Here is a 21963-nt window from a genome sequence, read left to right as displayed (position 1 = left end):
ACGCTGGTTTTTTTTGGGACGATTAACCAAACGACTAGATCATGGCATCCAAGGAAGTGAAAGTAGCCCGCACCGGCGAACTAAGAAATGGTGAGATGAAACAGGTGAAGGCAGGAGATACCGAGCTCCTGCTGGTAAGACAGGATGGCCACTTTTATGCATTGGCGGCCCATTGTACCCACTATGGGGCTCCACTTGCAGAAGGCTCTCTGCACGGTAATAAGGTGGTTTGCCCCTGGCACCATGCCTGTTTCGATGTATCTACCGGCAAGCATTTAAATGCACCAGGGTGTAATGACCTTCCAAAATTTTCCGTAAGGCTCGATGGGGATGATATTTACGTACAGGTTCCTGAACCTGCACCGGAACATGCCGTGCCCCCCATGTCTGTAGCTGATGAGGGAGATGGGCGCGTATTCGTGGTGCTGGGCGGCGGAGCCGCCGGGGCCTATGCCGTTGAGTCCATGCGGGCAGAAGGTTTTCAGGGACGTATCGTATTGGTAACTGCAGAAGATGAGCTGCCCTATGACCGGCCTAACTGTAGCAAGGATTTCCTGCAGGATAATGCCCCTGACGAATGGATGCCCCTTCGTGATAAAGCATTTTATGACCGCATAGATGTAGAATTAAAGCTTGGTAGTAAGGCCACCAGTGTGGACGTAGCTAGGAAGACTGTGAGCCTGGAGGGCGGTGAAGATATTGCCTATGACAGCATATTGATATGTACAGGAGGCAAGCCCCGTCACCTTGATATCCCTGGTCATGACCTGAAAGGTGTGCATTACCTGCGCTCACTGGAAGACAGCCGCCAACTGAGGGATGCAGGCAAAAGTGCCAAAAAAGTGGTGATCATCGGCGCATCATTTATTGGAATGGAGTGTGCCTTCAGCCTGAGAGAACTTGACTGTGAAGTTACTGTGGTTACTCCTGATAGTCTGCCGTTTGCCAAAAAGTTCGGAGAGGAAATAGGTAAACTAATTACTGATACGCACAAGGAGAATGGTACTACGTTTAAACTTGAAACCAAGCCTAAAGAGATCAAAGGGGAAAATGGCAAAGTGACTTCAGTGGTACTGGAAAACGGCGAAACGCTGGAGGCCGACCTGGTAGTAGGGGGGATAGGTGTGCAGCCTAATACTGATATGGTGAAAGGCCTTACTCTCGAAAAGGACGGGGGTATTAAGACTGATGTGTATGCCTATGCCGGGCGGGACGTATATGCGGCCGGGGATATAGCCTACTTCCCTTTTCCAAATGGTCAGAGCCGGATAGAACACTGGCAGGTAGCCTGCCAGATGGGACGTGTGGCCGGACAAAATATGGCTGGCAGGAGAGTGCCCTATAAGAACGTTCCCTTCTTCTGGACAGCCCAGCATGGCTTGTCCCTACACTATACCGGACACGCTGATGAATTTGACGAAGTAGTTATTAGCGGCAGTGTGACGGACAAGGAGTTTTTGGCTTTTTACATCAAAGAAAATGAAGTAAGGGCTGTAATGGAACTGGGCCGCACCGGTGACCTTGCGGCCATACACCATCTGATGCATGAACGACGCATGCCGGAACCTTCCCTAATTAAAAAAGGAGTAGAGTGGAAGCAGATGGTTTCTTCTTTATAGAGATCATTTAACTAAATTATTCTTTATCAGTTACTTAATTGATGATTTTTTGATCTGACCACACGCATATTAATTTTTTTAAATTATGACAGAGATCAATATTGAACGAAAAAAGAAGAAGTCCTCATGGCCCTGGCTGCTGGGTATTATTGTACTGCTGCTGATAGGGTATTTTGTATTGGATGCCCTGCTCGACGTAGAGGATGGTAATATAGAAACCGAACCCGCCGAGGGTGAGGTAATTGAAGATAATGAAATTAACTTCAATATAGAGGATGACTCGCATCCTTCAGGGCTATATGCCAGTAATCAGCATATTTTTTATACCCTATAACATTTTTTTATGGTAACGACCGACTCACACGATAATGCCCCCTTGCAATCATTAAATGATCTTAAGCACTTCCACGTATCAGACGACAGCCACGATATTCGCGGATGGAAGGTAGTAGGTAAGAAAAATGATGCCTTTGGGGTAGTAAATGACCTTATAGTAGATACCGAACGGGGCAAAGCACGGTACCTGACCGTAACGACAGATAAAAAACTGTACGCTAATGAAACCGAACGCCAGATACTGGTACCTGTAGGCAGGACCAGGGTAGAGGGCGATCATAAGGCGGTGGTAGTAGATTCCCTGGATAGGGAAAAAGTACGCTTTTACCCTGTATATACCGGGGAACCCATAACCCGCGATTATGAGTATGGCCTTAAGCACGCCCTGCGGGATGATGACGATACCCGGCATATGTATGAGTCACATCACATGCACTCGCAGGAGTATGAAAATAAACGGCATACTCACAAAGATGGCCTGGAGAGCGATGACCCACTGGTAAGGGCCCGGGCTGAGCGGGATGTAGCCAAGGCTGAAAGGGATATCTATAAATCAAGATATGAGATGCTGCAGCACCAGCTCCGTAATATTCGCCGTGCCGCGACTGGTAAAGATGATGACGAGTTTTATAATGATGAAGATTATAACGATGCCTCTTACCGCGATCGGTATACGCATACATAAGGTTTAAATTATGAATGATATGTGAAAGCCCCCGGCCTCAGGTCAGGGGCTTTTCATTTTATACCCCGCTAAACCAAAACCCTGGTAGCAGGTTGTTCAGGATAAATTTGTTCGACTATGAAAACCCGCATTCGCGAAGCCTTTCAGCGCTTTGGTGAAAAATGGGCTGATAATGCCCCTGAAATCCTTGTAGGCATAGGCCTGTTTATCATTTTCCTTCTCATCGGTATTTTACTCAGAAGACTGGTGGTGCGCAGGCTGTTCAGAAAAGTACACGACAGGCTCCCCGTGGTTTTCGCAGGCCGGTTGGTTATGCTTATTATGGTACTAATAGGCTTTGTGTCGTTTCTAAATGCTGTAGGACTGGCTGGTACAGCCAGGGGGTTGCTGGCAGGGGCTGGCGTTACTGCCCTGGTGCTTGGTTTTGCCTTTAAAGATATTGGTGAAAACCTCCTTAGCGGGGTGTTTCTGGCTTTTGGAAGGCCCTTTAAGATAGGGGACCTCATACAGGTAGATAGCTTTATGGGGAATGTACAAATGCTTAACCTGCGCAATACCCAGATCCGTACCTTTGATGGAAGAGATGTTTTCCTGCCTAACAGCATGCTCATTAAGAACCCCCTGACAAATTACACCAAGGATGGGCTTATGCGCCATGACTTCCTCATCGGGCTGGACTATGGCACCGATGTGGTAGAGGCTGAGCGCATTATCCTGGATATAATGAATGAGCAGAATGATATCGAAAAGAGGGAGCACCTCCGTCCCTTCATTGTAATAGAAGAATTTGCCGCCAGTACGATTAACCTGCGTATCTATTTCTGGATTAATACGCTAGACATGCTTACGTCATTTACTATCCTGAAATACAGGGTAATGCTGGCAGTGATGAACCGGCTTATCGCAAAAGGTATTAAGTTGCCTTCGGACATAGTCGAATTCAAGATGTACGAGGAAGAAAGGCGCTTGCCCATTTCAGTGCTGGTGGATAACCTGGAGATACCTAATCCGCCCAATACAAAACGTGGAAGCCAGCCTCCTTCACCTGATCAGAAAGGATAACCGATACCGATATTAAGCACAGTCTCTTCACGGTCACCAAAAGGCCTGAAGAGCCACTTACTACCCTCTTCTATGGCAGGATCACGGACCTTGGTTGCAATATCCAGCCTGAGTATAAGAAAGCTGAAGTCAAAGCGGAAGCCAATGCCTGTACCTATCGCCATCTCCTGGTAGAAGTCCGTAAGGCTGAAGTCGGCACCTGGCCTGGAGCGGTCTTCCGAGATGGTCCACACATTACCTGCATCTACAAACACGGCGCCGTTTAAAAAGCCTATGATTTTGCGTCTGAACTCCGCGCTTGCTACGAAGATGATCTCTCCCGGTTGTTCAAAGAGACTTTGGTAGTCCCTGGAGCCATCTGCCAGTCGGGGTGTATAGCTTCCTGGCCCAAGCCTGCGCGGACGCCATGCCCGCACACTGTTACTACCTCCGGCAAAGAAATATTTTTCATAGGGTAATGCTTCATTTCTGCCATAGGGCTTGGCAGCACCGGCATTAATACGCCAGGCAAAGGACTGATTTTGATTTAACGGTATATTCTGCCTGTAGTCTGCAAAGAACTTTACCCATTGATAAAAGTCCAGCCCCGTGCTGTCCATCTGTTCTGATTTGAGAAAGCGCGGCTTATAAAGATTGAGGGTCGTACCTCCGCTTTCTACAAACAGCTTCAGGTAGCTGGCCTTCTGCTCATAGTCGCCGTAGTTATTAAAACTAAAGGTGGGGCTGAAGCTCACACTGGATACAAAGGCTGAGTTAAATGAGTTGATCAGGTTATTACCATTCTCAAACAGGGTAAGAAGGAGGCTGTCAAAGGCTTCTGTCGTCCGTGGCGTCCGTATCACACTCAAATCTGCCAGTGTCAGGTTATAAAATATTTTGGTGTCCTTTTGCCAGGTGTACACCAGTGCGGCGTTCAGGTTACTTCGTTCGTACTCCGGTCGGTTAGTAAAGGAATACCCCGTTTGCACCCGGGTTTTCGGGTTGTACTCACCAATCTTTCGCTGAAAATTATCGCTGAAGGGAAAGATAAATTGCGGGAAGATCAGGGACAGGTTGGCGCTGTATTCCCGGCTCTGATATACATTTTCAGGGTCAGAGAAGGAAGCTACACCTTCTGCGGCTATACGACCGTTCAATTCCAGAATCTCCAGCCCTCCGAATACATTTCGTTTTTTAAATGACAGGTTGTAAAAAGGACCGGGTAAGCCCTGGCTCACATTTACACCCACCTCATTACTGGTCTGGTATGATTTCAGCGGACTGGTGAAGATGTTGGCTACGAAGCGGCCGCCTGTGGTATCATAGTTTATGTTGATAAACTTGAACATGTCCAGGTTAGCAAGCTGACGCTGGGTCTCGAAAGTATTCTGCTTGCTGTAGAAGCTATCAGGGTATATGAACAGCCTGCGGTCAAGTATTTTCCGGCTGTATATATCATCATAGTATTTATAGGTCACTCCCTGGTACTGCTTTACCTTCCGGGCTTCTTCTTCGCCCGATTCACTGGCATCTGTTACAAAGATGACAGAGTCCAGCTTATAGCGTTTATGGGTGCCACTGCGGGGTTTTTGCACCACCATTTCCACCCAGGCCTTGTGATCGTCTACCGTGGTGTCTACGTTAAATACCAGATACTGGCGGCTGAAGTCATAAAAACCGTTGTTTTTAAGCAGTTCATCCACCCGCTGACGTTCTGCATCCAGGTCACGGGTTTCGTAGTTCTCTCCCTGCTGGATAGGGCTTTCCTCCAGGGTACCGGATATTAATTCTCTGATCGCTTCATCGTCGGTTCTGAATTGGAAGGTATCTATCGTCCACGCCGTCTTTTCCTCGACATTGTAGGTGACATAGGCCTTTTTATCTTCTACGTCTATATTAAAATCTGCTTCTGAGTTCAGGTAGCCGCGGCTGCTCATAAGCAGTCGTAATTGCTCCGTAGTGGTCCTTACGGCACCCGTATCCAGTACGGCCAAAGGTTCCCCCCAGCGCATCAGAATATTGCCTTCTCTAAGTTTCTTGTCAAACTTTTCCTCCTTTCGTTCCTTCTTACGCTCCAGCCGTTCTACCTTATTTTCCTTATCTTCTGCTTTGGCTTCTTCGATCTTCGCATTGATCTCCACCATCTTATCTTCCTTATCTGCCCGGATTTCCGTTTTGTCATAGTTATTCAAGCCCCAGTGGTACAGATAGACATAGGGGTATACAGGAAAAAAAAGTATCTGCCGGTTGGTTTCCTGCTGATAGTAGCTCTCCATGGTAGTGGCGCTCAACTCTTCATTGCCTTCGATCTGTTGCTTACGAAGCAGTACCTCGTTTTCATCCAGATATTTGGTACCGAGGCATCCTGACAAAAAGAGGGGGATGAATGCCCAAAAGAATACCCGAACCATTATTTTTGTGGCTATGCGGGATGGTACCATGGTTTCAAAAAGTACAGCTAAATTCATACGATCGCTCCAAATAAAAAAATACAGGCAAAAAGCCCAAGCCTTTCTTGTGGAAGGAGAAAAAAGCGTTGCAGAACTCCTTCAGTCACACCTGCATATCGACAAACTGGTTGCCGCGCCCGAATTTATCGAAAAATACGGGACAATGGTAAATAAAAAGGTGGCAGAGCCACTTGAGGCATCACCGGCAGAAATTTCTTCATTGGGTTCCTTTAAAACCAACGAAGCTGCACTTGCCGTAGTACGTATGCCCGACAGCAAACCGGCTTTTCTGCCGGAAGGTCGCTGGGGCCTGATTCTTGACGATGTCAGAAACCCGGGTAACCTGGGTACTATTATCCGCATCGCCGACTGGTATGGCTTTCACTCGGTGATTTGCAGCCGTACCTGTGCCGATTTCTTCAACCCCAAAACGATAGCAGCTACTATGGGCTCTTTTTCCCGTATAGTGCCTGCTTATGCTTCTCTGCCTGACCTGCTTGGCTCTGTATCAGTGCCGGTTTACGGTGCCTACCTGGAGGGCCAGGATATACACAAGGCACAGGCGCTGAAGCCGGGCTGGCTGGTTATGGGCAACGAGTCTACCGGAATCCGGGATGAACTCGATCCTTTTATATCTCAACCCATCACCATACCCGGGCAGGGACAAGCCGAATCGCTTAATGTAGCTATCGCTACTGCCGTGCTCTGTGACAACCTTGTAAGGCTTAGCAAAGAAACATGATACACGGCTATTGTTCTTTATTGCACTAGAAAAATCCTTTGCTTTCCCGGCTGGCCTCTTCCATTACCCGTTCGGCATTCTTCACACCCAGGTAGCGGTCTATCAAATAATGTGCTACGTAAAGTAAAGGCGTAAGGGCTATGGCTATGGCAAACTTATAGAAGTAGTTGTTGAGTCCTACCGCGGCTACCTGCGATAAAGGCCATGCGCCAAAAATGTAAAATGCGACAAATAATACGACAAAACTGTCTACCAATTGACTCACCAATGTGCTCCCTGTGGCCCTCAGCCAGATCATTTTATTGCCGGTAATTCGTCGTAGCTTCTGAAATACGAATACGTCAAGTAGCTGCCCAATAAGAAAGGCAATGAGGGATCCGGCAATAATGCCCATGCCCTGCCGGAATATGACGCCAAAGGCATAATCAATATTAAAGGGGTTGCCCGCCGGGTCTGTTGCGTTAATATTTGTCCAGAATTCAGCAGGGGTCAGGTCTGTCACAAAGTAAATAATGACAAACGCATAGATGATGAAGAGAGCGGCAAGGTAGCTGATTTTGCGTACTCCTTTCTTACCGAAGTATTCATTGATAATGTCGGTGGTGATAAATACTACCGGCCATATAACCACGCCTGCGGTAAGATCAAAGCTAAGTTCATAGCCGCTGATAACCTCTAACCGTGCCGGGGGAAAGCCCAGTGAGCGTTCCAGCGAAAATATTTTAGTACCTATAAGCTCGGCCAGTATGGCATTGGTGAGAAAAATACCGCTCAGAAATATAAACAGGTTATTACGTTTTCTGACCAGTTCAGGGTCATTGAGTACGGAATCAGCCGTACCAGAGGATGCATCGCTCGCCATATTTAGTCATCTATGGTAATGGTCTCGCCTTCCAGGGCAAGACGGGAGGCACGAAATACTTCTTTAGCTTCTGATAAGATGGGGGAGAGGTCTTTATACCGTATGGAGAAGTGACCCAAAAGCAATTGACCCGCCTCAGCATCTTTCGCTATCATGGCTGCCTGTTCTGCGGTGCTGTGAAACGTATCACTGGCACGGCTGGCCTGATCTTTCAAAAAGGTGGCCTCATGGTAGAGAAGGTCCACACCCTTAAAGTATAAAGGCAGGGTGGGGTCAAAAATAGTGTCTGAGCAGTACGCATAACTTCGGGACCGTCTTGGGGGGAAGGTCATCTCCGATGCGTTGTATAACAGCTCACCTTTTTCATCATATACATCTTCACCCTTTTTCAGTTTCATGATGTGTTCCAGCTTCATATTTACTGGCATCACGCTTTTATTAATACGGTAGGGTTTAGGCTTTTCCTGGAAAATAAATCCGTGGCAGGTGATCCGGTGCTGGAGAGGAAAAGCATGTACTTCCAGCGTATTGGTTTCCATGATCAGTTCTTTCTTATCCAGATCCAGCGCATGGAAATGTACCTTGTAGTTAAAGTACATTTCCGAGTGGCGCAGGTGTACGGTAATGATCTCCGCCAGAGGAGCAGGCCCATACAGGTGCAGGTCCTGTTTTCTTCCCTGCAGGTGCATGGTTGAGAGCAACCCTACCAGCCCCAGGTAGTGGTCACCGTGCAGGTGACTGATAAATATATGGGAGATCTTGCGGGCTTTGGCCCGGTACTTTTTCAGTTGCATCTGGGTGCCCTCACCACAGTCGATCAGTATAAACTGGTTCTCGATCTGTAGCAATTGGGCAGACTGATGACGATTATGTGCCGGGGCAGCACTATTAGAGCCCAGTATTTTTAATTTGAACGTCAAAATACTGCCAGGGCCAGCCTGTTATACGTCCTGGTTTGATTCTCCGTTTTCGCTCTTAAGATCATTCTCGATCTCGTTCATGAAAACAGTGTCAATACCCTCTTCTACGGTTGGCAGTATGGTAAGTACCGATTCCAGTTGAGAAATGGTTACCAGCTTTTGTACATGATCGTTAAGGCCGGTCAGTACAAACATGCCGCCTTCCTGAGTATAAGTTCGGTTAGCTACAAGCAGAGAGCTGAGTCCTGAGCTGTCGCAATATTTCACAGGGCTCATATCCAGTACGAGGTTGCGTACCCCTTCTGCGTTTAGCGTGATAAATTCACTCTTTAGCGCGGGCGCTATTGAGGAATCAAGTTTTTCTTCATTAAGGGTGAAGACTGAGTATTTTTCCTCTTTGTTAATGGAGTATTTCATTGATGTAGATTAAAAAGCTGTAGGTTAACCTTCCCTAGTCAACTAAAGTGCCAAATTTATGTTTTTTCGGATACGTTCCAAAGCATCCCCTTCAGCCGGCTTTTGGAAGGTTTCGCCGGTAAATTTCTCGTATAATTCAATATAACGGTTAGTCACTGTCTGCACGAACTCGTCAGGCAGGACGGGTATCTGCTGATCGCCCTGTCCCTGAAAGCCATGCTGAATGAGCCACTGCCGCACAAATTCTTTACTAAGTTGTCGCTGGACCTCGCCGGCCTGCTGTCTGTCCTCGTAGCCCTCTGTATAAAAGTAGCGGCTGCTATCCGGGGTATGAACCTCGTCAATAAGATAAACCTCCCCGTTGTACAGGCCAAATTCATATTTTGTGTCTACCAGGATAAGCCCCTGCTTGGCTGCCAGCTCAGAGCCGCGTTTGTACAAAGCCCTGGTGTATTCTTCCAGTTTTACGTAGATATCCTCAGGTACCAGGCCCTGCTTCAGAATCTCTTCACGTGAGATATCCTCATCATGGCCTTCGTGAGCTTTGGTGGTAGGGGTGATGAGTGGCTCGGGGAACCGGTCGTTTTCTTTAAGGCCCTCAGGCATGGATACCCCGCAGATAGTACGCTTACCGTCACGGTACTCGCGCCAGGCATGGCCCGCCAGGTAGCCCCGGATCACCATCTCCACGGGCAGGGCTTCGCAGCGCTTACCCATGGTCACGTTGGGGTCGGGTACCTTTTCTATCCAGTTGGGTACGATATCTTTGGTGGCTTCCATTGCTTTGGCAGCCAGTTGGTTCAGTACCTGTCCTTTGTAGGGTATAGGCCTGGGCAATACCACATCAAATGCGCTGATACGATCTGTTGCCACCATAGCGACCTTATCGCCAAAGAAGTATACATCACGAACCTTTCCGCGATAAAAGTCGGTTTGTCCGTCGAACCGGAAATCGGTTTCTTTAAAAGCCTGTTTCATCGGCTGCAAAGTTAGACAAGGGGGTGTATTAAAAAAATGTAAAATGCAGGGACTACAGGATTTTTCACTCCTCCCGTGTTTCTACAAGTTCGCCACGGCGGTAAACCTCTGTTTTTTGCAGCTTACCAGCCTCAGTGTAATACTTCCATTCACCTGCTTTACGGTTTCCTGCGTACTCTCCTTCCATTCTTAGGGTACCGTCAGGATACCACTGCCTGGTGGGGCCGTGCATCTTATTATTACTGTAGACCACCACCTCTTTTTTCTGGCCCATGTCGGGATAGTAGACCAGTTGTTCTCCTACTTTCACGCCATTTTGGTAAGCTTCCGTAGCCTGTAGTCTTCCCTTATCGTCATATAGTTTTACCTCACCGGATATCTTTCCCTTATTGTACTCGATCACCGAGGCCAGTGATCCATCCGGGTTATATGAAGTAAACGTGCCGTGGGGCTGGTCTTTTTGTACATACGCCGCATCGCTTTTGAGGGTGCCGTCTTCATAGTAGGCTTTTACTGTATACTCCTGATCCCCTTTAGTATAGTTAGTGCGGTACATGATGCTGCCGTCCTCATAATAGGTAATGACTTCACCGGTAGGGGTGCCATATTGATAGGTTATACTGCGCTCCGGCTGGCCGTTCTCATAATACCTGGTCACTTTACCATGTAGCTGGCCCCGCGCGTAGGCACCTTCCGTATTTAGTTTGCCGGATTTATAGTAGCTTTTAAAAGTGGCGGACTGCCCGTCCTCACTCATTGTCATCACCTTCTCCAGTTGGCCGCCGGGGTAGTAGGTACGGGATTCTCCGACAATGGTGCCGTTTTGGAAGGTGGCCTCCGACTGCAGGCTGCCGTCACGGTAGTAGCGTTTGGCGGGGCCGTTTTGTTTGCCTCCGCTGTAGGTGATCAGTTCCTTAAGGATACCGTCAGGGTAATATTCCTTGACCTCGCCTTCCGGGGCACCGGCTTGAAACATGGTGGTGCTTTTGATAGTGCCATCGGGATTATATACCATAAGGGAGTCGGATAGCTCACCATCCTGGTAATAGCCTTTCTGCCAGATATCTCCTGTCTCGTTGTATACTATAAAGGGACCGTTTCGCTCTCCGCTCTCAAAGCCGGTCTTGCGCTGCAATTGTCCGCCGGGATAATATTCTAAGAAGTGGCCTGTCTTCTGTCCTTTATCGAACATGACAGTAGCCATGGTATCGCCCTCGGGGTAAAAGCGAACGTACAGGCCATCTATCATGGTACTATCGCTATTCAGTATGACATACCGCTCGCGGAGGGGCCTGCCGTCGATATTTTCGTAATAGGTGCGTATCTCTGTCTGGGCGAGTGCCGGCAGGCAGAGGCATGTGAAAAGGGTGATAAGAAGTAGTCGGCTCATAGTGTATAAATAAACAAACTCTGCCCCGAAAAATTGCATTCAGGCAAAATTTAGGCTCATGCCGGTAGAAATTACAGAATATACATAAAAAAATCCCCGGCGGGTAAGGCCGGGGATCAGTATTATCAGGGTATAAGTCGCTTAGTTCATGCGCTCGATTACGATGGCAGAGGCACCACCACCACCATTACAGATACCAGCGACACCGATAGTGGCGTCTTTCTGGTTAAGCACATTGGCCAGGGTGGTAATGATACGGGCACCGGAAGCTCCGAGAGGGTGACCTAGCGCTACGGCTCCACCGAATACGTTCAGCTTATCCATATCCAGTTCCAGTTTTTTCTGGTTGGCGATGGCTACTGCTGAGAATGCTTCGTTGATCTCGTAGTAGTCCACGTTGCTCTTATCCACACCCGCCATTTTCATTGCTTTAGGAATAGCCAGGGCAGGAGAGGTGGTAAACCAGATAGGATCCTGAGCAGCGTCACCAAATCCGAGGATTTTGGCGATAGGCTTGAGGCCAAGTTCCTCTGCTTTTTCTTTGCTTACAAGTACAAGGCCGGAGGCGCCGTCATTAATAGTAGACGCGTTTGCAGCGGTTACGGTCCCTTCTTTGTCAAATACAGGGCGCAGGGCAGGAATCTTTTCGAAGCGTACGTTCTTGTACTCCTCGTCCTCTTCTACCATCACTGGGTCACCTTTGCGCTGGGGTACAGCTACCGGCACGATTTCATTTTTGAAATAGCCGGCGTCGGTAGCAGTGGCTACGCGCTTGTAGCTATTGATGGCGTATTCGTCCTGCTCTTCACGGCTGATGCACATTTCCTTTGCTGTATTGTCAGCACAGTTACCCATAGGGAAGTTATAGTAAGGCTCCCACAGGCCGTCTTTCAGCAGACCATCTGTAAGCTCACCGTGACCGTACTTGTAGCCGTAGCGTGCCTTGGCCACATAGTAGGGGATGTTAGACATGCTTTCCATACCACCGGCAAGTACCACATCATTCTGGCCGAGCATGATGGACTGGGCACCTATCATTACCGACTTCATACCGGAAGAACATACCTTATTAACTGTGGTACAAGGTACGTTATAGCCAAGACCGGCTTTTACGGCCGCCTGGCGGGCAGGAGCCTGGCCCAGGTTGGCCGAGCATACATTACCCATAAATACTTCTTCTACTACATCGGGCTGAATCCCGGCCTTTTCCATTGCGCCTTTCAGAGCAGCAGCTCCCAGGTCAGTCGCTGCAATAGAGGCAAGACTACCTCCAAAGCTTCCTATGGGGGTTCTTACGGCCGAAACGATATATACTTCTTTCATTGATTGAGTTTTTTGCGGTACTAATGATTTGCAAACGGTTGCGAAGATAAAAAATAAAGAGGAATTAGCAGGCAGGCTTACCAGTCGGGCTTACTATTGTCTCTTTTTCGGGGGGCTTTTCTTTTGCGCTGCTGAATATACTGTATTTCAGCATTACGCATGGCCTCTAATATCATGCGTGCTTTCTCTTCGGTCATATTCATGTCCTTGAGTTTTTGCAGGGTACGTTGCCTGAGGGCTTCCTCGCCTTCTTCGTCACTTTCCTCACCCTCTTCGCCGGCTTCCGTCACAGACTCATCGGGAGTGCCCTGCTGGTCACTTTTTTCACCATCCTGTGCTTCAGACTCTTCCTGGCTTTGCTCGCCGTCTTCTCCCTGCTCGCCATCCTTACCCTGCTGTTGCTGGTTTTGCTGTTGCTCCTCTTCCTGCTGACCTTCCTGGTCCTGTTGTTCTTCCTCGCCCTCCTGGTTCTGCTGCTCGTTTTGTTCGCCATCCTGGGGGTTCTGCTCCTTTCCGTCCTGCTCCTCTTTCTCTTGCTGGTCTTTTTCTTCCTGCTCCTGCTGTTCCTGTTCTTTTTGCTGCTGTTGCTGCTCCTTCTGCAGTTTATCCACCAGCTCGCGTAGTTTGCGGTCGTTAGGGTACTGGCGCAGGCCTGTCAGGGCGGTTTGCAGCGCGGCCTGGCTATCACCGGTTATGTGCTGGGTGGCGGCATTATTAAAGTAACCAGAGGGGCTGCCTGTGCCGGCTGAGGCTACATTCTGTGCAGAAGTGGTACCGGCCATGCAGATTATAAGTAAAAGAATACTGACTATTCTCATGGTTGATTTTCTTCTATTTCTGTGATGTCTCCCAGGCGCTGGATATAGTCCATATATTGTTGTACGGTCACATCCATTTTCAGGCCTTGCATCATTAGCCGATAGGCCTCTCCAAAGCGGTGTTCAGACACTAGCTTGTCACTCATCTCCTTTAGCTCCTTAGCAAAATCGCTTGGCTCGTCTGGACTAATCAGGTCAGCGTACATCTTTATGATTTCGTAATTATAACGTGCCAGTTCGTTGTCAGGGTTCGTGAGCAGGGCATTTTTAAACAGATTGAGGCTACGGTCTTCTGTTTTGTCCGTTTTTAAAGCCATTATACCCAGTTGATTATATGCCTGTGATTGGATAGTGCTATCCTGGCTGTCCAGCAGTTGCTCGTATTGCTTGCGGGCAGCGGCAGTGTCTTCCGCCTGGTACAGAGCGCTGGCCTGGTTTAGTTTAAGCATAGGTGCCAGGTAGCCGGCACTGTCTGTCAGGTAGCCATATACATAGGCAGCCGTGTCGTATTCACCTTGTATGTAAGAGGCAGCAGCAAAATTCTTTTGCGCGTTAAAATCCGGTACTTCGGTAAATATATTTTTACTGTCGCAACCGTAAAGTGCCACTATCAGGAGGCAAATGGCTATTATCTCATTTCTCATACCCGTACCGCTTTCAGGTTCAACATCATATCAAGGGCTATGAGTGCCAGGGCCAGGCCAAGGAAATAAATATACTTATTAGACTCCGTATCTACCTGCCGCACATCTCTTACCTCGCCTTCTATGCTGGCTATGGTATTGATAAGGCGGCTTACATCGTTTCTGGCTCCCGAGATTTCGTAGTATTCGCCACCGGAGTTCTGAGCCAGGCTCTTCAGGTCACCTGGCATGAGCTTACTGATAACGAACTGGCCCTGCTTGTCTACCAGGAAACCGCGCGGGGTAGGGACCCGTGCGCCTTCTTCAGTACCTACGCCCAGGGTATACAGGCTTATGCCATTGGTCTGTATCTCGTTGGCTATCTCACTAGTATTGTCGCCAAAGTCCTCTCCGTCACTTATGAGCAGTATGATTTTACTGCGTGTGCCGGTGCCGGGTTCTGAGTCTTCCATTAGTTTATCCAGTGACATGCGCAGGGGCGGGCCAAAGTCCGTGCCACTATTGGGCACCAGGTCGGTACTAAGTGTCTCGATAAAGAGATTGAGGGCACTGCCATCGTATGTAAGGGGGCATTGCATATAGGCACTGCTGCTGAATATGACCAGGCCTATGCGGTCACCGCCAAAGGCATCCGCTATACGCTTAAGTTCAAACTTGGTTTTCTGCAGTCGGCTGGGCTGTATGTCCATAGCATCCATGGAGCGGCTCAGGTCTACGGCAATCATGATGTCCTTACCTACAGATTGGATCTCCTTTTTGGTTTCCCCAAAGGAGGGGCCCAGTATGGCAATGAAGATAAGGCCTATGTAGGCTGCCCGTAGCAGCAACTTAAAGGTGATTACGCCCCAACTGGTTGAGATATACCTCCCGATCTGTCCCATGCGAAACAGGTAGGCAAGGTACAGCGCCAGAAAAATGGGTACGAATATGAGTACGTTCCAGTCTAAAGAATAGAGGAATTTCATTCGTGCTCTTTACATATTAATGCCTGGCCGGGGCGAATGTTGCAATGCACCCGGCACGTGGTTGTCAACGCTGACAGGTGTAAAATTATACGTTTTTGTGAAAATATCTTATCAGAATCTAAAAGGGTGGGGCTCAGACAAGCTTATCCTATAAAAAAGCCTCCTGCCAGAAGCAGAGGGCTAATTCATTATTCCAAATCTATCTATAATCGTCTTATGCTAATTAATAGGCTGCTCTGAAAGTACTTACTGTACGGTTTCCCAATGAATAAAGGGCAATTTCAAGCCTGTTACTGCTTAGAGACTGAATCTCGTATTCAAAACGGTTACCATTCACTCCTATCATGACATCATTGCCATTATTAGTAAAATACCACTGCCCGTATTCGCTGTCTGGCTCTGAAGGGTAGCAGCTCTCATAGCCATGATCCAGCGTATAGCTGCCATTGTGGGCGAAAATGGTGAGATTATCCTCATCACAGTATGAGGGGTAAATGCGCTGGCCGTCTACTGTAAAATACTGTAGTTCCCAGGCTTTGTCAGAGCCGAGCATGCCTGCCAGCATTTCCGTACGAGTCAGTCCTTCGGGGCCTATCTGCTCAAACTCACAGGAAGTAAGGTAAAGCAGCAGAAACAATGAGCTGATTACCAGTAGGAAATAGCCAGGTCTCTTAAGCAGTAGCATGTAGTTATAGCGTCTCATGATTAAGCATTTGCAATTTGCTTGCCAACTTATTCAACCTGCCGGATGATTTTTGAAAAAAAGCGGAAGTACCTCAAACACAGAGCCATTTGATTGATTCCTTAAGAAGAGCTAATCCTTTAATTGTCAGATGGATAGCTTTATATGATTTTTTTAACCTTAAAAACTACTATTATGTCAATTGTAAAGATCATTGAAGTGATAGGTACTTCAGAAAAGAGTTTTGACGATGCTGCACAAAACGCTGTAACGGAAGCATCAAAAAGTGTAAACAACATAAAATCAGTGTATGTGAAGGAAATGAACGGAAATGTTGACGGTAACAAAATCGTTTCATATGGCGTTAATGCTAAAATTTCCTTTACGGTTGATAATTAATTAGCTATTTTAATCCGGCTAAATGCCTGGATTGAATCAGCCGCAGCCTGCATCGTGCTGCGGCTTTTTTTTGCATTAGATGTAAACTAAATCTATTCTGTTTTGGAAAAACCCTATCCTCCCCTGAAGGAATTGCCTGATGCACTGGCACTTCTTGATGAACGATTTAATCTAAAACCGGACAATCTGCCGGTGCTATTTCTGGACTTTGACGGAACCCTGGCTCCTATAGAAAACGACCCTGAAAAGGCCTCGTTGCCTGCGGAAGTAAAAGATACCCTGGTGAAAATTAAACAGGCTGGTTTGCATGTGGCGGTAGTTAGTGGGCGTGACAGGGCAGACGTAGCCCGGAAAGTAGGGTTGCCCGATCTCTATTATGCAGGTAGCCATGGGTTTGACATAAGTGGACCCGGTGGTTTTCATGATCACCTGGACGCCGCTGTAGAGATGCTTCCCGAGCTGGACGAGGCAGAGGCCAGCCTGAAAAAGCAGTTGAGCGGGGTGAAAGGAGCGCTAGTGGAGCGAAAGCGTTTTGCGATAGCTATTCACTACCGGAATGTTGCTGATACAGAAGTGGATAAGGTCAGAGAAGCAGTAGAAGCAGAAAAGCAGCAGCATAGCCGGTTAAAAATGCTTGGCGGCAAGAAAATCTATGAACTTAAGCCTGATGTGAAGTGGGACAAGGGGCAGGCTGTCCTTTGGCTGCTTAAGAGATTTGAGGTAGATAAGGAGAGTACACCTGTATTTTATCTGGGGGATGACCTTACAGATGAGGATGCATTCCGGGTTCTGGGTGGCAAAGGACTCGGGATAATTGTGGGGCCGGATGGACGAGAGACAGAGGCGGATTACGCCCTCGAGGATATTCCGGCGGTGCATCTGTGGTTGAAAAAACTACTGGAGAAGCTGCCCTGAAACTTTGTGCAGTTAATGATAAAGAAAGAGGCTGCCGGTATTAAAGGCAGCCTCTTGTATTTTAGCTCAGATAAAGCTTATCATAATACTCGATCGCCATGCGGCCGGAGTCAAAATAAGGCAGAATATCCTCCATACTGCTTTTCATAAGTCCTATCCATTTAGCCGGATTATCATAGTAAGCAGGGATTAATTCGTTTTCCAGAATATCCAGTAGCTGTTCGGCATCGTACCGGTCCTGTTCATGCTGTGAAGTATACTTATCCTCGTGCGGTACCACAAAACTATTAACGCCGTGCTTGGCAAACTCCGGAATCCATCCGTCATTAGTAGACAGGTTTACTGCTCCGTTCATAGCAGCGGTCATGCCGCTGGTGCCGGAGGCTTCACGGGTTACGCGGGGATTATTCAGCCATACATCAGCCCCCTTTTTTAGCTGTTTGCTCAGCCATAGCTCATATCCTACTAACACACTGCAGTTTTTATACTGCTTACCCATATGAACGAGCTTATTAAATATGCTAATGGCATTATAATCCTGGGGGTAAGGTTTGCCCGCCCAGATAATCTGTACGGGGCGGTCCTTGTCCGTGATCAGTTTATGAAAGCGCTCTTCGATAGAGGTAATAAGGTCAGCGCGCTTATATTCTGCAAAACGCCTTGCCCACACAATGGTGAGCACATCAGGATCAAATAACTGGCCTGTCTGGTCGGCTACCAGGTGAAATAATTGAGATTTCAGGTGCCTTTTGCGGCTTTTGAGAGCCACATCGTCTTTTTTTCTGAGCGCTTCTTCCAGGCCTTTATCCTGCCAGTATTTCCGGTTCTGGGCATTAGTAATAGAAGTGATGGGAGCTATGGTATGGTATTCAGACCACATCTTACGGGCCACCTCCCCATGCATACGTGATACGCCGTTGGCGAGCCTGGCAAGTCTTAGGGCACCCAGAGAGTGATCGAAGACATCACCCTCCTGGCCGGTAATCTTTTTCACCTCTTCCAGTGGCGTATGGCAGAAGAAATTCATTTTTTCAAGTAGCCGGATGTCATGCTTTTCGTTACCTGCAGCTTCCGGGGTATGGGTGGTAAAAGTCAGACGGTTACTTACCTCTTTTACATCCTTATACTTATTGTAAAGATAAAAGGCTGCTGGCAGGGCATGGGCCTCGTTTATATGATACGTAGCAGGCTCATACTCCAGGATTTCCATTAGTCTGACACCTCCTGCTCCCAACAAAATACTCTGGGCCACCCGGGCATTAGGGTCTGAATCATAAAGCCGATGCGACGTGGTGCGGGCCAGGTAATCGTTTTCCGGCAGATCCGTACTCAAAAAGAACATAGGTACCGTGCCAAAGGTATCGGGAGCAAGGTAATAGGCCTTTACATGAACAGGATGGTTATTAATATCAACCTGGAAAACCAACCCTGTATCTTCCAGAAAGCTATAAAACTTCTCCTGAAAAAGGCTGTCCATGCTCTGGTCCCCTTTACGGACCTGGTCATAGTATCCATATTTCCAAAGTATGCCTATTCCCACCATATTTTGCTTAAGCTCATAGGCACTGCGCATATGAGAACCAGCCAGAAAGCCCAGTCCGCCTGAGTAAATCTTCAGGGCCTGGTCTATGGCAAATTCCATACAGAAGTAGGCTACAGGTTTTTTGTATTTAGGATCGAATGCGTAGGGGTGCTTAAATTTATCAGGTAATGCCATATAATCGATCGTAATTTTTTTTAAGTGATTTGTAAGCTGAAAAGGTAAAATGTATCGGGTTTCTTTAGTGACTTTAACCACCTAATGGCAAAGTGGTTATCTGTCGGTTCTATTTGCTAGATACAAAAGAATATCTTCCGCCTGCAATAGCCCGGCTAGTTATTTTAGGCAGGTAACAGTGTGGTATTTTGATAAGCGGTAGCTTGTTTAAGGCATAATTTCCCATTTTACTGTCAAACAATCGTTTGAAGTATGAAGACCCGTCTACTGATGAAATCTGCCGCCATATTCTTTGGAATAGGAGGGGTGATGGCCTTGTTTCTTCCGCAGGAAGCCAGCTCTTTTCTCGGCGTGGCTCCGGACCCTGTAACTGACCTGATGTTTCAGTTACTTGGCGGTGCCTGGGCAGGGCTGGGGCTATTGAACTGGATGGGCCGTGGTAACCTGATAGGGGGCATTTATTCCCGTCCCGTGGCAATGGCTAATTTGACCTATTTTGCCATCGCTACCCTTTCTATGGGCCGCTATTGCATGTCATATAACCAGGGGCAATATGTACTTATCCCCGTACTGGTCATTCATGCCCTTTTTATGGCCTGCTTCGGCTATATCGCATTTACTCATCCCATAGCTAAAAAAGTCTGAAGCAGGCGTTTCTAACTTGTGATTATGCCTTTTGGTGGGTATCTTCTTAAATTAATTAATCATACCATGACGATGAGAAAGACTAAAATTTCCCTATCAAAGCTAGCAGTACGTAGCTTTACTACTTCCCATAAGCACTCCGTGAGGGGTGGTGAGTCAGCAAACAGAATATGCGCTTCCTATTATAATTGTGACACCAAAATGATTTGTGACACAGTTAATTATACTACCTGTGATGGCGGAGATGTCTGTAGCAGAGGATAAATTGATCAAAGATGAAATCAGAAAAGCGCCAACAGGCGCTTTTTTATTAACCGTACTAAAACCACCGTCTTGGCCGGTGGTCATGTTTGAGGGCTATACCAGTTTGGGATATAGTGAGGAATGAGCAAGTATGGTAATCTTTCGCATGGCTTTTACTACTGCCGTAGTAAGCTAAATTTCTTACAGAACCTAGCTTAATCTCCCCACTGTGGCCTTAGGTTTGAGCTTTATTAAAATTCCTGGTATTAGAATAGAGTGAGATCAGCTGGTGAACTAATTCGGGTTATCTAAAACCTTAACCTGACGGCTATGCAGCAAGGATGGAGATGTACACAAACCTCATAATGTACAATTGGTAAGTAGTAGCCCCAGGGCCTGGCCAGCCCGGACGATGGGCGAAGGAGGGGGCTTCAATATACGGTTTAAAGACGGTTCAGAAACGGTCCAGCATTGGGTTGGTAATTGGGGGAAAACAGGGGGAATTTTTCGAGGGCAGGGGTGAATGGCTTGTTGTAAAAATACAATTTATAGGTAAGTTGTCAAGCTAAATTGTACGTAAAATCGCTATGCTTTTATCCTTGTCCAGATGGTCACGCACCTTTGGTGGGGGTAGTTTGTTTTGAAAGTGGTAGATTCCGTGTCGTGCTTTATTTTTTTCTTCATTACCTTAGCAGCGTTTTAAAAAATTATGCTGTCAACTTTCCCTGCTATGTAATAGAAATTTGAAAGTTCGCATGAAGAAAAACCCTCATTTACTTACCCGAAAGATCCACCGTTACCTGGGTGTGATTATTGGCATTCAATTTTTGTTCTGGACTATCGGAGGTTTATATTTTAGCTGGACCAATATAGATGAGATTCACGGTGACCAATATATTGGTCATAACATGGATCACGCTCTCTCCTCCCTCGTACTTGGAGACTCTCTTAACTCCGACCCTGAGATCAAACAAATGAGCCTGATGTTTGTGGGGCATAAGCCCTATTTATGGGTGAATGATTCATACCTGGTAGATCCGCAAACCTGGGAAAGGAAGGAGCAAATTAGCGAAGAGGAAGCCTTGTCTGTGGCTGATATGCATATGAAACCTGAGTATAAGATTGCCTCTGCTGAATATATTGAGGAGGTAGGAGACCACCACGAATACAGAGGTAAGCCCCTGCCGGCCTATGTGATTACCTACGAAGGGGATGAAAACCTTAAGGCCTACGTAGGGGCCCGTGATGGAAGTTTTCAGCGGGTAAGACACGACTCTTGGCGGGTGTTTGACTTTCTGTGGATGTTACACACAATGGATTACGAAGGACGCGACAATTTCAACAATTGGTTGCTTCGGGCCTTCAGCATCTTCGGGCTTGTGACCATCATGTCTGGTTTCATGCTCTTCTATTATTCTTCTCCCACGATCAGAAAGATGCGGAAAGGTAAAAAGAAGAAAAAAAAGAGAAAGAGCTAAAATAACTGCCTGCAGAATTATCACTTTTCTTCGTTAGCGGTTTGCCTTTTAAAATTTTAGTTCTACTTTTGTGTCCCCTTACGGAAATAAGGGCTCTAAAAGAGGGAAGATCAATATGATTCCGTAGCTCAGTTGGTAGAGCATCTCCCTTTTAAGGAGAGGGTCCTGGGTTCGAGACCCAGCGGGATCACCACTTGGGACAAGTCACTATTTTGCTGGCTTGTCCCTTTCTTTTTGTCCTTAATTTCGCGGTTTACAGTATATAGAAGGCTAAATACCTCATTGACGCGAGTGGTTCGATATCCGCTTTCGGTAAACGTCAGATTTTCCGGGTAGATCGAACCAACCAGTTTCCGCTTCCTCTCCAAATCAGCCTCTTCGTACAGTTTTTCTATGTTTAAAGCTATATCCAGGGCTTTTTCTAATTGAGGCTTTAGTGTGTTCCTTTGCTTGGTCTTGTAGCAGGCAAGGCGGCTTTCCAGGTCTATCAGCTTCTGATTACAGGCTAGTTTTATGGCCTTGTAATCTTCCTGGTCTATAGCATCATCAAGCAGCAGCATACGTGCCTTACTTAGCTTCTCGTTTTGTTCTTCTATCCCTTTTATAAGTTCTGCCCTGCCGTCAGTAGAAGCTTTAATTTTTTTATTATAGGTTTCTATTATGACCCCTTTTAATATATCACCTAATACGGGGT

At 47.2% G+C, this 21963-nt stretch carries 21 protein-coding genes and 1 tRNA gene; 10 read left to right on the top strand and 12 right to left on the bottom strand.

Going from position 1 to position 21963, the window contains the following annotated elements; genetic code table 11:
• The first annotated feature begins 41 nt into the window (after positions 1-41).
• The 4 genes from AB9P05_RS01235 (at position 42) to AB9P05_RS01220 (ending at position 3702) form a co-directional block, all read left to right on the top strand.
• On the top strand, positions 42-1619 hold the full coding sequence (locus AB9P05_RS01235; RefSeq protein WP_371906996.1) for an FAD-dependent oxidoreductase: 1578 nt from the start codon (positions 42-44) through the stop codon (positions 1617-1619).
• 85 nt (positions 1620-1704) lie between these two features.
• The gene (locus tag AB9P05_RS01230; RefSeq protein WP_371906995.1) at positions 1705-1953 is read left to right on the top strand and encodes a hypothetical protein; all 249 of its coding nucleotides are present in this window, start codon (positions 1705-1707) and stop codon (positions 1951-1953) included.
• A gap of 9 nt (positions 1954-1962) precedes the next feature.
• Complete coding sequence (locus AB9P05_RS01225) at positions 1963-2640, top strand: PRC-barrel domain-containing protein (protein ID WP_371906994.1); 678 nt, start codon at positions 1963-1965, stop codon at positions 2638-2640.
• A 117-nt stretch (positions 2641-2757) separates the two neighbouring features.
• Complete coding sequence (locus AB9P05_RS01220) at positions 2758-3702, top strand: mechanosensitive ion channel family protein (protein ID WP_371906993.1); 945 nt, start codon at positions 2758-2760, stop codon at positions 3700-3702.
• Here the strand turns inward: AB9P05_RS01220 and AB9P05_RS01215 are convergent.
• Positions 3690-6149: a BamA/TamA family outer membrane protein gene (locus tag AB9P05_RS01215; RefSeq protein WP_371906992.1), complete on the bottom strand. Its 2460-nt coding sequence runs from the start codon at positions 6147-6149 to the stop codon at positions 3690-3692. The genes AB9P05_RS01220 and AB9P05_RS01215 overlap by 13 nt on opposite strands.
• Here AB9P05_RS01215 and AB9P05_RS01210 point away from each other — a divergent pair.
• The gene (locus AB9P05_RS01210) at positions 6064-6873 is read left to right on the top strand and encodes a TrmH family RNA methyltransferase (RefSeq protein WP_371906991.1); all 810 of its coding nucleotides are present in this window, start codon (positions 6064-6066) and stop codon (positions 6871-6873) included. The genes AB9P05_RS01215 and AB9P05_RS01210 overlap by 86 nt on opposite strands.
• Positions 6874-6898: 25 nt before the next feature.
• On the opposite strand, the gene AB9P05_RS01205 is transcribed toward AB9P05_RS01210, so the two are convergent.
• The 10 genes from AB9P05_RS01205 to AB9P05_RS01160 all read right to left on the bottom strand — a co-directional run bounded on the left by AB9P05_RS01205 (position 6899) and on the right by AB9P05_RS01160 (position 15893).
• On the bottom strand, positions 6899-7735 hold the full coding sequence (locus AB9P05_RS01205) for a queuosine precursor transporter (RefSeq protein WP_371906990.1): 837 nt from the start codon (positions 7733-7735) through the stop codon (positions 6899-6901).
• 2 nt (positions 7736-7737) lie between these two features.
• Positions 7738-8655, bottom strand: coding sequence for a ribonuclease Z (locus tag AB9P05_RS01200; protein ID WP_371906989.1), 918 nt, complete (start codon positions 8653-8655; stop codon positions 7738-7740).
• A gap of 21 nt (positions 8656-8676) precedes the next feature.
• Positions 8677-9072 carry an STAS domain-containing protein gene (locus AB9P05_RS01195; RefSeq protein ID WP_371906988.1) on the bottom strand — a complete coding sequence of 132 codons (396 nt, stop codon included), beginning with the start codon at positions 9070-9072 and terminating at the stop codon, positions 8677-8679.
• 42 nt (positions 9073-9114) lie between these two features.
• The gene (locus tag AB9P05_RS01190) at positions 9115-10050 is read right to left on the bottom strand and encodes a phosphoribosylaminoimidazolesuccinocarboxamide synthase (protein ID WP_371906987.1); all 936 of its coding nucleotides are present in this window, start codon (positions 10048-10050) and stop codon (positions 9115-9117) included.
• 64 nt (positions 10051-10114) lie between these two features.
• Positions 10115-11440: a toxin-antitoxin system YwqK family antitoxin gene (locus tag AB9P05_RS01185; RefSeq protein WP_371906986.1), complete on the bottom strand. Its 1326-nt coding sequence runs from the start codon at positions 11438-11440 to the stop codon at positions 10115-10117.
• A gap of 141 nt (positions 11441-11581) precedes the next feature.
• On the bottom strand, positions 11582-12763 hold the full coding sequence (locus AB9P05_RS01180) for an acetyl-CoA C-acyltransferase (RefSeq protein WP_371906985.1): 1182 nt from the start codon (positions 12761-12763) through the stop codon (positions 11582-11584).
• 77 nt (positions 12764-12840) lie between these two features.
• The gene (locus AB9P05_RS01175; RefSeq protein ID WP_371906984.1) at positions 12841-13581 is read right to left on the bottom strand and encodes a hypothetical protein; all 741 of its coding nucleotides are present in this window, start codon (positions 13579-13581) and stop codon (positions 12841-12843) included.
• Positions 13578-14225 (bottom strand): tetratricopeptide repeat protein, encoded by a 648-nt coding sequence (locus AB9P05_RS01170; protein ID WP_371906983.1) that lies wholly within the window; start codon positions 14223-14225, stop codon positions 13578-13580. Before AB9P05_RS01170 ends, AB9P05_RS01175 begins: the two co-directional genes overlap by 4 nt.
• Positions 14222-15190, bottom strand: a complete 969-nt coding sequence (locus tag AB9P05_RS01165; protein WP_371906982.1) for a VWA domain-containing protein — start codon at positions 15188-15190, stop codon at positions 14222-14224. The genes AB9P05_RS01170 and AB9P05_RS01165 overlap by 4 nt, the downstream gene beginning before the upstream one ends.
• 223 nt (positions 15191-15413) lie before the next feature.
• Entirely contained in the window at positions 15414-15893 is a 480-nt protein-coding gene (locus AB9P05_RS01160; protein WP_371906981.1) for a lipocalin family protein, read from the bottom strand.
• A gap of 174 nt (positions 15894-16067) precedes the next feature.
• Here AB9P05_RS01160 and AB9P05_RS01155 point away from each other — a divergent pair, with 174 nt between their 5' ends.
• Together AB9P05_RS01155 and otsB are read left to right on the top strand one after the other, a co-directional pair.
• The gene (locus AB9P05_RS01155; RefSeq protein WP_371906980.1) at positions 16068-16271 is read left to right on the top strand and encodes a dodecin family protein; all 204 of its coding nucleotides are present in this window, start codon (positions 16068-16070) and stop codon (positions 16269-16271) included.
• Positions 16272-16373: 102 nt separating this feature from the next.
• Complete coding sequence (otsB, locus tag AB9P05_RS01150) at positions 16374-17186, top strand: trehalose-phosphatase (protein WP_371906979.1); 813 nt, start codon at positions 16374-16376, stop codon at positions 17184-17186.
• A 61-nt stretch (positions 17187-17247) separates the two neighbouring features.
• On the opposite strand, the gene glgP is transcribed toward otsB, so the two are convergent.
• Positions 17248-18903, bottom strand: a complete 1656-nt coding sequence (gene glgP, locus AB9P05_RS01145; protein ID WP_371906978.1) for an alpha-glucan family phosphorylase — start codon at positions 18901-18903, stop codon at positions 17248-17250.
• Positions 18904-19155: 252 nt separating this feature from the next.
• Here glgP and AB9P05_RS01140 point away from each other — a divergent pair, with 252 nt between their 5' ends.
• From AB9P05_RS01140 to AB9P05_RS01130, 3 genes are all read left to right on the top strand, one after another.
• On the top strand, positions 19156-19548 hold the full coding sequence (locus AB9P05_RS01140; protein ID WP_371906977.1) for a hypothetical protein: 393 nt from the start codon (positions 19156-19158) through the stop codon (positions 19546-19548).
• 998 nt (positions 19549-20546) lie between these two features.
• Complete coding sequence (locus tag AB9P05_RS01135) at positions 20547-21269, top strand: PepSY domain-containing protein (RefSeq protein ID WP_371906976.1); 723 nt, start codon at positions 20547-20549, stop codon at positions 21267-21269.
• Between the two features lie 117 nt (positions 21270-21386).
• Positions 21387-21462, top strand: a tRNA-Lys gene (locus AB9P05_RS01130).
• Positions 21463-21963 lie beyond the last annotated feature (501 nt).

This window comes from Roseivirga sp. BDSF3-8, from assembly GCF_041449215.1.
Classification (GTDB): Bacteria; Bacteroidota; Bacteroidia; order Cytophagales; family Cyclobacteriaceae; genus JBGNFV01.
The sequence above is the reverse complement of the archived record's forward strand: the minus strand, read 5'-3'. Positions and strand labels throughout refer to the sequence as shown.